The sequence below is a fragment of the Stieleria neptunia genome (genome assembly GCF_007754155.1).
GTDB classification, from domain to species: Bacteria; Planctomycetota; Planctomycetia; order Pirellulales; family Pirellulaceae; genus Stieleria; species Stieleria neptunia.
In genome coordinates this window covers 3,725,075-3,741,575 of sequence record NZ_CP037423.1, presented here as the reverse complement: position 1 = coordinate 3,741,575, position 16,501 = coordinate 3,725,075, and the positions used below count along the sequence as shown (strand labels likewise).

7 protein-coding genes are annotated in these 16,501 nt (G+C 60.0%); 1 reads left to right on the top strand and 6 read right to left on the bottom strand.

The features are described 5' to 3' along the window. Positions 1–93: 93 nt before the first annotated feature. Positions 94–1,902, bottom strand: a complete 1,809-nt coding sequence (locus Enr13x_RS13025; RefSeq protein ID WP_145386622.1) for a hypothetical protein — start codon at positions 1,900–1,902, stop codon at positions 94–96. Between the two features lie 69 nt (positions 1,903–1,971). Next, on the bottom strand, positions 1,972–4,164 hold the full coding sequence (gene pilM / locus Enr13x_RS13020) for a type IV pilus assembly protein PilM (RefSeq protein ID WP_145386620.1): 2,193 nt from the start codon (positions 4,162–4,164) through the stop codon (positions 1,972–1,974). An 826-nt stretch (positions 4,165–4,990) separates the two neighbouring features. On the opposite strand from pilM, the gene Enr13x_RS13015 reads away from it, so the two are divergent. After that, the gene (locus Enr13x_RS13015) at positions 4,991–7,885 is read left to right on the top strand and encodes a hypothetical protein (protein ID WP_145386618.1); all 2,895 of its coding nucleotides are present in this window, start codon (positions 4,991–4,993) and stop codon (positions 7,883–7,885) included. Between the two features lie 124 nt (positions 7,886–8,009). Here Enr13x_RS13015 and Enr13x_RS13010 read toward each other — a convergent pair whose 3' ends face one another. From Enr13x_RS13010 to Enr13x_RS12995, 4 genes are all read right to left on the bottom strand, one after another. After that, entirely contained in the window at positions 8,010–8,630 is a 621-nt protein-coding gene (locus Enr13x_RS13010) for a response regulator transcription factor (protein ID WP_145386616.1), read from the bottom strand. A 186-nt stretch (positions 8,631–8,816) separates the two neighbouring features. Further along, entirely contained in the window at positions 8,817–11,117 is a 2,301-nt protein-coding gene (locus tag Enr13x_RS13005; RefSeq protein WP_145386614.1) for a glutamine amidotransferase, read from the bottom strand. Positions 11,118–11,162: 45 nt separating this feature from the next. Further along, entirely contained in the window at positions 11,163–14,339 is a 3,177-nt protein-coding gene (locus tag Enr13x_RS13000; RefSeq protein WP_145386612.1) for a DUF4175 family protein, read from the bottom strand. 211 nt (positions 14,340–14,550) lie between these two features. Beyond that, a complete protein-coding gene (locus tag Enr13x_RS12995) occupies positions 14,551–16,500 on the bottom strand; it encodes a BatA domain-containing protein (protein WP_145386610.1) in 1,950 nt (649 codons plus the stop codon). Position 16,501 lies beyond the last annotated feature (1 nt).

Sequence of the window (16,501 nt, the reverse complement as noted above, 5' to 3'; positions counted from 1 at the left end):
GTTCCCCTGTCAGCAGGTACTTTGGTTCATCGGGTAATGGTCGGAGGTCGGGCCCGCGATCGTTTCGCGGGCCGAGGGAAAAATCGGAAACGGTTAGGGAATCGCGACGGGAATCGCCATCGCGGTCGGCGGTGTTGCGGCTGGCGGCGTGGCAGCCGGTGGCGTGGCAGCCGGTGGTGTGTCAGCCGGCGGCGTGTCAGCCGGCGGTGTGGCAGCCGGCGGCGTGTCCGCGGGTGGCACTGCGGCCGGCGGTGTGGTAGCCGGCGGCTCGGTCGCCGGTGGCGTGGCGGTCGGTGGTTCGGCCGTGGTTGTCGGCTCGGTGTCGGTCGGCCCTGGCAGCGCGTCAATCACTTCGGCGGATTCGTCGATCGAGACATCGTCCTTGACCTTTTCGATTCCGAGCGACTCCTCGCTGGGCGGATTGTAGAAATAGATCAGGCCATAGATTTCCACTTCCATGTCCATCGGGTAATCCTCGGGGGCTCCGACGGATGCTCCGCCGCCCATGCCTCCCATCCCGCCCATGCTCATGTCACCCATCCCCATGCCGCCCATCATTTCGTCTTCCATGCCCATGCCCATCATGTCACCGTACCCGCCTCCTCCGCCACCGCCGCTGGTGGATCCTCCCTTGGGCATGACGCGGACCTGGCGGACATCGACCATCAGCGGTGCACTTCCGCAGGCGGCCAGCAGCCTGGCGATGCTTTGTTGGTTCATTTGCAAGTGCATCATGACGGGAACGCGTTTGGCCACCGCGATCGCGACTTGTCCCGGGTCGTTGCTGCTGAAGGCACTCCGCAACGACGCCGCGTCGATGGGTTCGTTGGCGGTGTTGACATAGCGGCTGTCGCCGGGGTCCGCGCCTTCGCTTTCGATGCCGCCGGTACCACCCGACATCATGCTATCCATTTCATACATATCCATGTCTCCGTAGCCTTCCATGTCATCCATCCCCATCCCGCCGCCGAATCCGGCGGTGGCCCGTGAACCCGGATCGGAGATGCTGCCCTGGTTGAAGGTGACCGACTTTCCGATCGAGAGATTTTTGATTTCTCGAATTTCGGCTTCGAACGATTGCTGGGCTCCGCCGTTGACGGCGGCAACGATTTGCAGCAACTGCTTCAAGATCCAGAGGTTTTCTTGCGAGTAGTAGACATCCAGTTCCGACGGATAGTCCTTGACCCCGCGCCAAGGAAACAGGTCCTTGAGCACGGTCTCCTGGCTGGACGTGCTCCAAATCACAACCGGTTCCTCGACGGCTCCGGTGATATTGATTTTGGCTTGCCGCGTCCTTCCCGTCCCCATCATCATCTCGTCCATCCCATAGCTGGCCCCCATCCCGGCGCCCCGTTTGGAAAAATCGGCGGTCCATTCGGCACCGGCAATTTCAGCGTAACTCGGCAGCGTTTCGCCGATGTACTGCTCGTAGCGTCGCAGCAATTCGGGGTTGACCTGGTCGGGGTCAGACGAAGGCGGGAAGAGTTCGTATTTTTCGAACGGCAACTTGAGTGTATTGCGATCAACGATTCCGGTTTCGGGGTCTTTGACGTACTTGAATTCGATCAAAAAGTCGTCTTTCAACTTGTCGGGCCAAGTCAAAATGTGCCGTTGGGCGTCAAACACGTTCTGCCAGGCCTGCAAGACTTCTTCTTTGCGGATGTCGATTTTTTCGTTCATCCACTGATGGGACAGATCGTTCGGCTGGGTCGACAGCTCGCTGCGATACTGCGTCACCTTTTGGACGTCGCCTTCGATCTTGCGGATCTGCGATTCCGTCTTTTCGTTCAGATCACTCGTCGACAGATACCAAACGGCCAGGGCCCCGATCAGGACGATCGAGCTGCCGATCCAGAATCCATGCTTGATAGCGACGGCCAGGTACTCTTTGACTTGGTCCATGATGATTGCGTGGGTTGCGAAAAGTGAATGATGTGAATGAACGAACGGAAGCGTGATTGGACGCGGGGATCAGGGACTGGCGGCGACGGAACCGTCCAGGCTTTCGTCGCCGGTTTCCTCGGCGGGCGGCTCATCGCCCCGAAGTGCGGCTTCTTCCTCGGCTTTCAAGCGTGCGGCTTCTTTGGCTTCCATGCGTTGGGAGTGGGTCGTGGGGGTCCAGAGGAATTGGAACACAAAATCCATCCGCCGGGCCTTGAAGGATTCCGGTTCGGCATCGGGATCGACGTCCGCCGCGACGACGGCCGTCCCCAGCACCGGGGGTTCATAATCCGGGTTCGGGATCGACGTTTCGATCGCGTCTTCGACATCCAGCATCAACGGATAGCTGATACCGAGTTCGGCGGGGGTGTACTCGATCGGCTCCGCCGACGGATCGTTGGGATCGGGCAAGCGGATAACGCGGTTGGCGACGTCGGGCGGCAATCGACTGGGATCCAAGAACGCCGTCGTCAGGTACTTGCGGGTGTGGTTGTTGCCGTGCAACCCGACGCGATCGGGATTATTGAAATAGTGATACCCTTGCAGCTCGACGACCCAGTACGGTCCCGTCGGTGCTTCCGGCTCGGTGGCCACGGCGCCCGGCTCCTTGGGAATGTTCATCAGTTTTTCCCAGTCAGCCTTCTCGTCGGTGTATCGCTTCCTTCGCTTTTCGTACCACTCGGCGATGTCTTCGTAGTACTTGGTTTCAAACGACGTGATCTGGAAATCGATCCGATCTTCGTAGGGCACCTGCTTGGGGCTGGGCATCTGGCCGGGTTCGACGCCTTCGTAGACCCCGCGTGGGATGATCTGATTGACGCCGCGGATCAGCTCCATCCACAAGACACGGTTCTCCGCATCGCCGGTGATCTCTTCGCCGACGGCATTCAGGTACGTGAGTTTTTTCTCCAGTTCGCTATCGGTATCACGGTGCTGCTGGGCATGGCTCACCATGTTGGTCACTTCGGAATTGGCTTTCTTCCAAATGTCTTCGTGGCTTTCTTTCCAACTGTGCTGGGTAAAATAGAAATTGGCCGACATGCCGAACATCAGCACGGCCAAGCCGGCGACGGTCCAGGGTTTTTTGGCACGAATCATCCGCTGCGTGATGATTTCCTGCGGGACCAGGCTGGCGTGGATTTGCGAGATGCCCAAGCCTTGCAGACACAATCCGTAACAGACCGCAAACGTCGTCGCGTTGTCGCGGAACGTGGGAATCGCCAGCACGTCGTCGCCACCCAAGCGATTGAATCGGTCCAGGGTGTGGACTTCGAAGCCGAGGTTTTTGCCCAGGTAGGCGGCCAGGCCCGGCATCTTGACCGTGTTCCCGGTGATCAACAGCTCGGTGATGTCGGCTTTGCGATCGATGCTGCGGAAGAACCCGATCGAACGCTGGACTTCGGTGACCAGGTCGTTGAACACCGGCCGCATGGTTTGGAAGATCAGCTTCGGGTCGACCGCTTCACGCGCGTTGCGTTTGATGTGTTCGGCCTTGGCGAACGTCATCTTCAAGTCTTTGGTCAACTGGCGGGTGAAGTGGTTCCCGCCGATCGGCATGCTGCGTTGCCAAATTCGAAACCCGTTGGTGACGATCAAGTCCGAGCTGTCGGTTCCGATCGACAGGATCACGCTGGAGGTCGGCGGCTCGTCCGAATTGAAGATCTCGCCGTCCAGCCGGTCACCCATCCGGTCATAAGCGACCATGTTGTACAGCGCGATCGGAGCCAATTGGACGACATCGACTTCCATGTTGGCGACGTCGAACGGGGCCAGTTGGCGATTGGCCTGTTCGCGTTTCATCGCAAACAACCCGACTTCGCTGTCCAGTGCGTAGCCGTCTTCGACCATGCTGCCGGGCATCATCTGGTAATCCCAGACCACGTCGGACAGCTCAAAGGGGATCTGTTGGCGGGCTTCGTAACGGACCAGATCCGCGATCTTTTTGACTTCGACCGGCGGCGGTTTGAAAAATTTCGACAGACCGCTCTGGCCGGGGACGCTGATGCAGATCTTGTCGGTCATCCCCTCGTTGCGTTCGAGCAACTGGTTGATCGCGTCGGCGATCAACTCTTCTGGGTCCGCTTCGGGCTGACTTAAGATTTTGGGGTATTCGATGTAGTCGAACGCGGTGGCGACAACTTCGTCATCGACCAGCGAACAACGCAACGCCTTGAGCGCTGATTGTCCGATTTCGATTCCCCAAACTGAAGAGCTCTTGGCCATGGTTGAACGCTAACGAAAAAGTGATGAGTGAAATCGGCGATTGGGATTGCAACGGGAGCAGATCATGCGACACCACGCCCCCGATCGGCGGGGCCTCTCGCGCCCCACCGGTCCCGCTGCCCGCTGCAACAACCTCTCGAACCAGTGGCCAACAACCCGCTCGGGCGGGCGACCGGATCGGACACGGAGGTGCGAACGGAACAATGGAATAAACGATGGATAACGAGAATCCTTGGGCGATCTTTGGCTGAATTGTGACAGATTTTTAGACTCGATTGCGATTCGACGTCAAAAAATGCAGTGCGTCCCGTCCCGGCAGGGTACTCCGACACGACCGTCTTCTCCACGCTCGGCCGCGCACGATGTTGAATTTACACCACCCTGTGCGTTCCGAATGTGCTGGTTGCCCCAACATTGCACCATCAATTTCCACGGCAAACGTTTCGAAGCTGCACCTTCGCGAGAGGGGATGGAAGAGGAGAAAAGAGAAAAGAATGATTTCAACAACCAGTCCAGCAAGCACAACGATCGACGTCGGGTTGCGTCCCGGCGGCCGGCGAAAAGACTCCGTCGCGGCAAAAAAAGTTTCTTCACCGCAGCCGAATCGATCCCCGCCACGCTACTAGTCTATTCGTCGGGCGGGTCTGTCGTCAAATTATTTGTCCGCCGGCGACGCCGCGATTGGGACCGCCCAGCTTAAGGCGACCGCTTTTCCGGGTACGATGCCCCTTCCCCTTTCCTTCCACCATCTCCTTCCCTTCTTCACAGTTGCGACCGCGTTATGGCCCCGTTTGACGAGTGTTCCGTTCTACTCCCTTCGGCCACCTTGGAAGATTTTCCCGCCGGGGGTCCCGATTCGGATGCGCGAAGCTTGTTGGCCGGTTGGACGATCTTGTGGCATCCGCTGTTGTTGGCCCAGACCGAACAGATCCCGACTTGGTATCGCGCCGACACGCCCCCCAACCCCGAGGGACCACGCGTGATCGTGGTCCCGGATCCCTCGTTGAAACAGATCCCCGCGGACTTTCGCCGCAAGTGCGATGGCAATCCCGACTGCACGTGGGTGACCGGGGCGGACCGCGCGGAAATGCTCGCCGCGCTGGGGATCGATCCCGCCGCCCCCCGCTGCGCGGCGCTGCCGTCGGCCACGCGATCGCTGGGCGTCGAAGATTTTTATGCCGCCGGCTACCTGTCGCTGCAGATCCAAATCATGACGCGGCGGTTGCGGTACACCAGCAATCTGGACGAGTTGCATCTGCAGAACCGGATCGTTGCGGCGGCCAAAGCGTTCTGTGATCGGGACGCCACGTCGGCCGCCGAAGCGTTGCACGACGTTTTCGATTCCCTTTCCGAAGAACGCGACCACTATTTCTCTAGCGATCCCCACCTGGTCGACCTGACTCTGCTGACCCCGAGTGTGCTGAAGTCCGCGACCGAGGCCGGTTGGCTGGAACGCTTCCAAGCGAGTGCGACGGCGGACAACGACGGCGATGGGGTGCTGGGGACGCCACGCAATCTCCTGGTCGACGGCGCGGTGGCTGCGGAAGTGCGTGCGGCCAAGGACGCCCCGCAACACGACGAGCGATTCGACCGCTTTCGCCAATTGCTCTCCCTGGACACCGTCGGCTGGGCCGGTGGCGGCTGGAATGGCGGCGATTCAAACGCTCTCGATGCGATGACGATGGCCTCGGCGCGTCACCTGTTTGAATCCGGCACGGCGCTGGCCGCTGCAGCGATCGGCCAGACCCCCTCGGTCTACGCCCGACTCTCCGGCATGACACCGGTCGATCTGGTCCCCGCCCTGGCGGCACTCGGATACCAGGGTGTGATCCCGATCGATTTCACCGCCGGCACGGGATTCGGTGACGAGTCCAAGGTGATCGTCTCGGGCGGCCACAAGGAAGTCGAAGCGTTGACCGCCAAACCGATGGATGCCGCCAGCGATGCCGCCTTCCTGGCCCTCGGTGCCCATTTGGGCGAATTGATCGACACCGGCGAAGTCGCCACGGCGCTGTTGGTGCATTGGCCCGATCGCGTCTGCGACAGTTTTCTGGACCTCTGTCGAGCGGCGACCTGGAGCGTCGCGATGGGCCGCTTCTGGACCCTGGAACGCTACTTCACCGACGGCGAACGCCCCTACCATCACGGATCGCTCGATGCGATCTCCAAGCATGCCGCGGCAGAGATCGCGCAGCAGGTCATCGATCCCAAATCCGACACCTCGCTCGGCGCGATGGCCGAGTCCTTTTGCCACACGGTCCGAACCGAAGCCCGACGAACCCTGCGGGCGATCGCGACGCTGGCCAAACCGAGCTTGCTGGACGACCAACAGCCCGACGACGAACAAGCAGACGACGCCCATTCGGAATCTGCCGGCGGCTCCCCCGATTCACACGACCGCGCCGATGACCACCAGCTGATCGCTCAGCTGGTCGGCGTCACTCCGTCGACCGACGACCGGATCGCCAAGGACGCGTTGTGTTTCAACGCCCAGGGGGTGGCGACCCGACGGCAAACCCAACTGCAAGGCGGCAGCCCGGCGAACGAAAAATTCGTCTACGCGGCCACCGCAGCGGGCGGAGGCGGCTGTGATGTGACGTTCGACGTGCCGGCGATGGGATTCACGCGTCTGTCGGCAACGAAACCGGTCAAGAAGCAGGGGCTGCTGAAACGATTGACCGGCGGCGAAAAGGGGATTGCCGAACACGCCGTGTTGAAGAACGAATTCATGGCCGTCGCGTTGGATGAAACCGGCGGCAGCCTGTCGGGTGTGTTTAGCGCCTCACGCGGCAACCGTCTGTCGATGCGTTTGGTGGCGGCCGCCGATCTGTCGGGCGACAAAGAGGGCGGGACGATGGTTTGCAAACGCATGGAGGTCACGCAGTCCGACCGGGCGCTCGGCGAGATCACCGCGTCGGGCGAGTTGCACGACAACGATGGCAAAACGATCGCCGAGTTTTCGCTTCGTTATCGATTGCGGCGGGGAAGCCGGCTGTTGGAAGTCGACGGGACGCTGCATCCCAAAACAAAGATTGAAATCGAATCCGAAGGCGCGTTTTGGAAAAACTATTTTGCCGTACGAACGGCCGTGGCCGGGGAGGCGGCGATTTTGCGGCCCCTGGTCCGCGACAAGGTGCACAGCGCGTCATCAAAAAAATTCGTCGCACCGCTGGGCGTCTTGATCGACGAAGCGGAAAAGCAAACCTTGGTCGCCGGTTATGGCTTGCCGCTGCACCGCAAGGTCGCCGACCGATTCCTCGACACCGTAATCGGGGTCCCGACCGGCACCGAGGCGATTCCGTTTCGGGTCACGTTTGCGTTTGATTGTCCGTCTCCGGTCGCGGTGGCGCGGTCCTGCATCGCGCCGGCGGAAGCGTTCGCCATCGATTCGTCCGAGAGCGGATCGCCGACGGGCGTGACGTCCCAGGCATGGCTGGTCCACGTTTCCTCAACCGACGTCTTGGTCACGGAAATGAAAACCGCGCGCCGCAGCGACGGCAAGCTTGCGGTCAGAATGCAAGTGGTTCAGACCCGGCCGAAGACGTCGAAGGTCAAGCTGCAATTCTGTGCCGTCGCCGAAGCCGCTTTCATCGCAGACATCACGGGGATTGAGCGGTCGTTGGAAGACCTGCCCCAAGACGTCGGCTGCGAAGACGGCGTGGTCACGTTCTCGCTGGGCAATCACCAAGCGATCGACCTGGTCGTCGTGTTCGACATTTAGCGTCTAGTGCTTCGGAGCGGAAAAGGGGTCAGGCCCCAAAAACCCATTGGCCCGAAGGGTGCTGCGCATTTTTGGGGCCTGACCCCTTTTCCGCGGCACCCCAAGTTTAAAAGTTGACGAAGCACTAATATTGACGGTACAGCTTCATCGCCAGTTCCGTCATGTTGTCGACGTTCATTTTTTCGATCACGCGTTTGCGATGACGATCGATTGTTTGGTAAGAAACATTGAGCTTGCCGGCCAGACGTCGCGATGGTATTCCCAACAGCAGTTGAGGCAGCACCTCGCGTTCCTTGGGGGTCAACCGTCCAAAACCGCTGCGCAGTGTGCAGAGTGAATCCGGTCCGGCGGCGTCGGCCTGAAAGGCCTCCTGGACCGCTTCGATCAACAGCCGACTTTCAATCGGATGGGGAACCAAATCGACGAAACCGTGACGAAGCGCTTGATGCAAGGTTCGTCGCGAGCGGTCGGCCGTTAGTCCGACAATCGAAAACCGAATGCCTTGATCGGCAAATTTCCGAACCGTTGTGAGCGTCTGGTCGCGATCATTGTCAAAATCGACGAGCAGACATCCCGGTCGAAAAGAGCTCAGCTTCTTGAAGACGGCCTCCCAGTGGTCGACTTCCAACGTTTGAAAGGGAAGCGCATCAGGGAGGGTTGCAATCGAGAGTCGTTCGCTCTGCAGAACGACCGTAAACGGACGGATTCCTGGCGACGGATTACCGTCGTGACTAGCCTTGATCATTGTTGCCCCTTGATCGAAGTTAGGTTTCGGAAATGCTGGTTAGCTTCAGTGTGCTACGGATAGATCCCGTTGGAATGGAAGGGTGGTTGCCAAGTGATGTGCCGTGTATCAGCTGCCCCTGGCGACGACGTTGGGAAGATTACACAAGGGGACTTTACAAAATCTAGACCAATAGGTGGAAAAAACTCAGGTGTGTTGCACGCCGCGTCGCCGCAGGACCCATTCGAGTGTCAACACGGACAGCAGCAGCGTCCACAGGATCCAATGGTCCCAGAGGGGCAACTTGTGAATCAGGACCTCTCCCGGCGCGACGTCAAACGACCGCAGCAGTGCGTCTAAATCCTCATTTGACGCGATCATTCGTCCGCCCCCGGCTTCGACCACCGTTTGCAATCGTTCGGGTTTCGCTTGCGGGCGAAGCCATTCGTCAGACCGATGCAACAACTGAATTTCCAGCGAACCGCTGGCGACTTTCTGATCGGCTTGCCACGCGTCGACGACCAGGTACGCCGTCTGCATCGGACTGGATCGGTCGTCCGACGCCCCCGGCAACGCGGCTGGGATCGATGCGGTGTAGTGTTCCGCCGTCGGTTTTGCATCCAGCGTGACCGGCGTCGAATCCGAACCGGCGGGTTGATCGATGCCATCGGTCGGCGACGCCTCCTCGGCCGGGCTGGCAACCAACTGCGCGGTCACGCGATACTTCGTCGTCGGCTTAAAATCCTTGTCAAACGCTTCGACCACCAGCTGAATCGATTCCTCCGGCGAATAGATGACCTGGTCGGCACGAAGCGTCAAACGTTTCTGCGACGCCTGAGAATTTTCCGCCAGCCAACGCACGACGTTTCGCCAAAATTTTTGGTAGTAGCGATTGTCGCCCTCGCCCCATTCACGTTCGAACCGACTTCCCCAGCCATAGGTCGTATCGGTCGACATGGCAAAGGTGCGCCCGCGTCCAAAACTCTCGCACGCGAAGACGGGCATGACGCCGACGCGGGCCAGCGGTGTTCGTGTTTGCCCCAACAAGGTTGCGGCCGGTTTCACACGCGAAATCAGATTGGTGCCGCCGAACGGGGGCATCGCCGCCAGCGCCGCGCGATTGCGTGCCGGATCGTCAAACAGATTCCAGATCGGATGTGACTCGGCTTGCTCGGGAACGACGACCTGAAACCCTTGATTCAAAAAGTCTCGGCGTCCGGTCATGTCGAACGGGATCAGCCCTTCCCACGGCGTACGATCCCAGCCGCCGGCGCCAAAGCTGGTGAACCCGCCGATCATCACAAATCCGCCGCCACGCCGATCCACCAACTCGACGGTCCAATCGATTTGCTCCGGGGTGAACGCCTGGAACGAGATGTCGCTGCAGATCACGACGTCGTATTGAAACAGTTCCGCACGCGTCGTCGGAAACCCTCGATACGGATCATCGATCCGTTGCAGACTCGGCCGTTGGGCGTATTGATTGTTGACCGTCATCGCGACGCACTTGATGTCCGAATCGGCGTGCAAGGCGTTTTGCAACCACCGGCTCTCCTGCGCCGACGTGCCTTCCATGTAAAGCACCTTCAGCGTGCGATCTTTCTCGGTCAACTGAAACGGCACACGATTGTTCTTGGCGACCGCTTCCCCGGCATCAACGGGAATATCGATCGCCAATTCGCCCAGTGCCGGATCAGCGGTGACGACCAATTCGCAGGACGTCGCGCCTTCGGTCAACGTGATAGGCAACGATGCCAGCGGTGATGACTGGGGACGATTGGCGGGGCGAATCGAGACGATCGCTCGTTCGTTTTCATAACCGCGGCTTTCAATCACCGCTCGGATCGTCGCCTGGTCACCCTTGGCCACCCGCGGAGGCACGGACAATTCGGTGATCGCGATATCACCTCGTAAGTCCCGTTGTTGCGGAAGCATGGCGTGGACGGGAATCCCAAGCTCACGATAGGCGGTGGCCAATTCAACCAATTGGTCGGTCTTGTCGACGGCGCCATCGGAAAACAAAACGACGGCCTGCGTTTGATGGTCGGCTACGCGTGACGGCAGCTTCTGCAACGCATCGGACAACAAGGACGCATCGTCGGTGGCGGACAATTCCGATAGCCCCGGCACCTTGGCCAGGCGTGAACCGAAACGAAACATCGGAAAACGGATTTCGCGTTCTTTCTGAATCCCCTGTGTCACCGAACCGATCGTCCGCTTCACTTGATCGATGCGAGATTCCCCCTGACCAAGCCCCATGCTTTGGGAACAATCCACCAGCAGCGCGACGGCCGGCGGACGTGGCGGCAAAACGGTTTCACGACGATCGATCGGATTCAATAACAGCGACACCAATCCCAGCATGACGACGGCCCGCAGCATCAACAGCAACGGGTTCGTGGATTTGGGCGCCACCGAAATCCGACGGGCCAACCACAACAGCGCGGCGATCGCCACCGCGATCACCCCATACACCACCAGCGGATACAGCGGTTCCCAATCCGGCATGTCAGCGTGTTCCCAACGTCACGAAGAAAATGCGTCTGAACACGGTCACTCGACGTCCTCGGAAAGCACTCGGTAGTAATCGTCCACCATGTCGACATACTCCGGCGGCACGGGGCCGGTCGCTTGTTGAATCACGCCGCTCAAGACGGCTTCTTGAATCCTGCGTTGCAGCACTTCGTCGATCGCCCGCAACCCCTCGACCAGGCTTGTCGGGGCGGTGGCCAGTTCGGGTAACGCTTCGATGGCCTTGGCCAATTCCGCATCGTTGGCGGCCATGGGGGCAAGCGATTGGGCAAAGCGGTTCGTTTCCGCCGCGGCGATCGTCTGTTGTGCCTTGCTGTTTGCCCGTCGCAATTCCTTTAACAAGCTCGCGGCACGCTGCTCCGCTTGCGTCAGCGTTTCGAGCTGTGCCGGGCCCATCGCTTGCTGGACACGATGCAGCCCCGCGGCCAATCGTTTCAATGACTCCGACGCCCGCATGCCGTCGGCCGATGCGGCGTCGAACTGCCGACGACCGGTCGCCATCTTCATCGCCGCAGCCTTTATTGCCGCAGCGGACCGTTGCGGCGGATGCTCGGCCAGCGTTTTCGCCAGCGCGTCCTGGACTTGCCACTCCTGGTCAGTCGATTCGGCCAGCAACTGGTCGGTCAAATCCGCGAGTTCTTCGCCGCGAGCGGCCAACTTGTGTTGTTCGGTTTCGGCTGCCGATGGAGTGACATCATCGGATTGCGAATCGGACAACGATTGACTCCATCGTTTTTGGTCGTCGGCGAGCCGTTCGGCGTTTCGTTTCGCCGCGGCAAGTTTGTCAGCAAAATTGGGTCCGTGTCGCTGGGCCAGATGATCAGAAAGCTGCCTCAATTGCTCGGCGGCCGCAGCAGCTTGTTTGATCGCGTCGTCGTAGTCGTGTTCCTTCGGCGTGTCATCCGACAGAGACTCGGCGCTGGATTGAATCGATGCGGCGGCCTGGCCGACACGTTGTGGTGCAAGCTCGCCGAATCGTCCCGAGGAAAGCTGTTGCTGGATTTCGCGTGCCTTGGCGTGGTCCCGTTGTTGTTGCTTGGCCAGTTCATCAGCGGAAGGCGGTGGCTCGGCCGAGCCCGTTGACGGGGCGGATTGGCCGGACGAAGCGGCTTGTTTGCACGCCCCGGCCGATTGGCAAAAGCTCTCCTGATTCTTGGCCAACTGTTCAAGTTCTTTGCGCACGTCGGCAAGCTGTTGTTCTTGTTTTTCCTTGCGATCCTGTGGCGGCTTGCGGACCTTGTCCTTGAGGTTTTGATCGATTTGGCGAACCATTTTGGATTGCGAACCACCTTGTTTCAGAATCTTGCGGAGATTCCGTCTCGCTGCGATCAGGTTGGCCAACGCCTTCTCTTCGTCTTTCCGACCGGTCTCGAATGCCTCCGATTGCAGATCTTCGACCGCATCGGTCATCCAGTCGATCGCGAGGGTCAGCGTAGGCATCGGCCCAACTTTCTGTTCCAAGGCCGCGGTCAACGTCTCGGTCAGCTCCAGCAATTCCGCCTGCTGCGACGACAACTGCTCGGCGGCGCGGCTCGCGTCCGCCGGCCGGCGATCGGCCGTCTGCGTCACCACAAAGGTTTGCCCCAGGATCTGGCGTTGCTGCTTGATCAGCGTTTCCAGCTTCAAACACTCACCCTGACAATTGCACTGACTGTCGCTGAATTCGTAGTCGCGTGAGAACGGTCGAATGTCGATGAATCGCAGTTCGCTGGTGGTGCGTTGCGGTTGCGGCGCGCGGTTGTCGACGGCGACGGCGTAATAGGTGATCGCTTGCGGGAAAGACACATCCAACTCCTCCAGCGGCAGCGTGACGCTGTGGGCCATTGCGGCCGCCGACTCGTCCGCGGAACTCGTCCAGAGCGTTTGTTCGGGACCATCGTCCAGACGATAACGAATCTCGACCGTTCCGACTCCGTAATCGTCGAACGCTTCGAGCGTGAATCGCAATTCGCTCGTCGCAATCGCCTCGGCATCCGGTTCCGGACTGAGAAACTTGATCACCGGGGCGCGGTCGCGGATCACGTTCAATTGCATCGATGCATCGTTGGCAACGCCATCGGCCGATCGGGCATGGAGGGCGACATCGACGGAATTGTCTGCAATTTCGATCGAAAATTTGGCCGTCGCATCGGAAACGGACGTGGCGGAAGGCTTCGTGGTGGTCGGGGTCAAATCAACCTCGACGGTCGCGGGCGGTCGGTTGTAGCGGGCGGAGAGTTCAACGTCGGAGCCTTCCGGGATCCGCAGCCCATCGGCCGGTCCATCGTCGACCGACAACCCGGTGTACGCCGGCGGTTTGACCGAAGCGTTCCATTGCTGCACCGCCAGCGGAAGCCGGACCGCGATCCGCTGGATCTCTGTTTCCAACGGACGCGCCAAAATCTGGAGTTCCAAATCGTCTTGGCAATCCGGCACCACCGCAGTCAACTCACCGAGCAAGAGCGTTTCCGCTTCCGGCGTGACGGGGGCTTCGCTCCAAGGACCGTCAGCACTGGTTCGATATCGGATGAGCGCGGATTGGAGCGGGCGTCCGGCGACGCGAAGCCGCACCACCAAATCGTCTCCCTGTTCCAAATACTCCGGTAACGTCTCAAGTTCAACGTCCGAGTAATGCAGTGGCAGGAACAGCAAGCGTCCGCTGGCGACTCGCCATGCGGGAGAAATCACAAACACGGTCAGCCACACGAATCCGGCCAGCAAACAAAATCCGGCGAGTGCTCCGATCGGCCACGATTTCCCCAATGGGGCCAAGGGACGACGAACGACCTGTTCCTCGGTCTGTGTTTCGAGCGCGCCGAGCAACTCGGGATCAGCCGCCGAGACCGAGTCCGGATGATGTTGATAGTCATAACTGGTGCGGAGACGTTGCCCCAGTTCCGGCCGAGTGTTCTCGGCCTGGCAGACCGCATCGATCGAATCAAAACTCAGCCAGCCCCGGAAACACACGAACACCGTTGCGACCGCCATCACGATGCAGCCCCAGAGGACCAAGCGCAGCACCGAAGTCAATTCCAGGTAGAAGTCCGCCGTTGCGGCGAGGCCGATCCACACCACCAGAGACGACAGCAACGCCAACACGCAAATGATGAATCTTCGTTGCCGTTCTTGATGCTTCAAACGATCCAGCCGCTGATGGTGCGTTCCCGGCATCGGGATCGGCCGACTCGGGGAGCGCGGCGCGGGTTCGGCAATGCTCATGGTAGATCACACTCACAAAAGGATTCGGCCGCGGAAAAGGGGTCAGGTACCCAAAATGCGAAGCACCCTCAGCAACCGTTGGTGTTTAGCCTTGAGGAACCGTCCAGCTTAGGACGACCCGTTTTTCGAGTACGATGGCCCTTCCGGGCCGTCGTCCGCTGGACAAACGCAACCGGAAAATGCGTAGCTGACAAAGCACCCAACCATTTCATCACTCATGCACGCGACTTGCAAGGATTAATTCTGAACTCAAGACGCCGATCAGCATCCAAACCACCCAAGGCCACTTTTCATCTGCCCGGGCAACCCCTTCAGGCGTGTACTGTTGGCGGCGATCCGATTCGGCGGTCACGACCGAATGCTGCGGCAATCCCAGCGTTTCGCGGAACGCGTCGACGTCATAACGATTGATCTGGGATTCGGCGGGATCGACATTGAGGACCACCACCGCATCGCCATCGCTCTGTATTCCCGGGACCTGCTCGGGGTGATCGATGTTTTTCGTTTGCACTGATTGCCGGAGATCCAACTGGCCGGTCAACCATGCGGCCAACTGCCGAATCAGCGGGACGAACAAACGATTTTGGGGCCAGTCACTCCAGCTTCGGTCCGCCGAAGTCGCCACAAACACGAAGCGTCCATCAGCGACCCGATGGCTGATCACCAGCGGCCAACGGCGGCTTCGAATCAGGATTTCCGAATCGGGATCGGCGGACTGAATCGGCAACACGCGGCCGGCCGTCAAACGTCGCAGATCGCCGTGCTGCGGATCGGCAAAGGGGCGGAGCGCAGGATGATCGACGTCGAATGCCTGCACGCGAGCGACGGTGTCGGTCACACGGCCGAGTGTAGTCGTGCCCAGCAAGCCGGCGGCCTGCAACCGCTCGTGAACCGCGTCGGTGGATCGGTCACCTGGAAACCAAAGCACATTGCCACCGCGCTGAACAAAGGCGTTCAATCGCACGGCGTCTCGTTCGGTAAAGCGACTCAGGTTGGCGATCACAATCAATCGAAAACCGGCCAGGTCGGGAAAACCGGAGCCACGATCCCAGACCAGTCGCTCCACTTCAAACGTTCTCGCCGGTCCGGTCCCCACCGGCGTTCGCAATCGAAGTGCGGTTTCAATGAAATAGGTTTCGTTTTCCCAAGCCTTGCTGCCCGCGTCTCCATCGATCAGCAGCAAGCGGTCGGGATGCCTGGCTTCCAACGCGACCGCTCGCTGGTTGTCCCAGGCCAACGGGTCGTCGAAATCCACTGAGACCGAACCGCGATACAGCCCCGGCGTTTCGATCGGCAACTCCAACCGCAACGCTTCTCGCTCGCCCGCGGCAAGTGAAACACTGCGTTCGATGACGATCGGGCTTTTCGGGCCGCTGAGTTCCATTCGCAACGGCGCACCGATCACCGGGAACGCCCCGTGATTGACCAGTTGAACCTCCACCGCGACGGGCACGCCGGGGCGAAGTTCGACTTGGGTTGCGACGGCGGATTCGATGGCCAGATTCTGGGCGATCGCCGGTGCGGGGTCTTCGATTCGAACCGAAACATCGGCCGGAAACGCGGACAGATTGACCGATGAAGCGCCCAATTGCTGCAAGTCGCTGAGCACCATCAAACTGCGATCGGCACGCGTCGACGCCGCCAGCAGATCGCCGGCCCAATCAAACGCGTCCTCGTAACGCGTCGCCATGGAGGATGCCGCAGCCGCATCGAGTTCGTTCAAGGAAACCGGCTGAACACCGGCGGCATCGAACAGTCCCAGATGAACTCGCGTTTCCGCCCCCAAGCTGCCGACGTACGCTTTCGCCCGCCGAATCGCCTGTTCGATCGCCGCGGCGCCGTTTTCTTGACGCGCTCCCATGCTCGCCGAACGATCGATCAGAATCGCGACTTCACGCGTGCTTCCATCAGCGGGAGTATCCGGAAAAAACGGACGTGCAAACAGCAGCCCCAGCAACAACACCGCCAACGCCCGCAACGCCAACAGGATCCAGCGCTGAATCCGTTGTCGATTCTTGGTTCGGCGGACGACCTGTTTGACAAATCGGATCGAACCGATTTCCATCGACGTCGCTTTCTGACGCAGCAACAAATGGATCCACAACGGCAACGACATTGCCGCGGCGCCGGCCGCCAGGAATCCGAGGTGCATCAAGTTCATG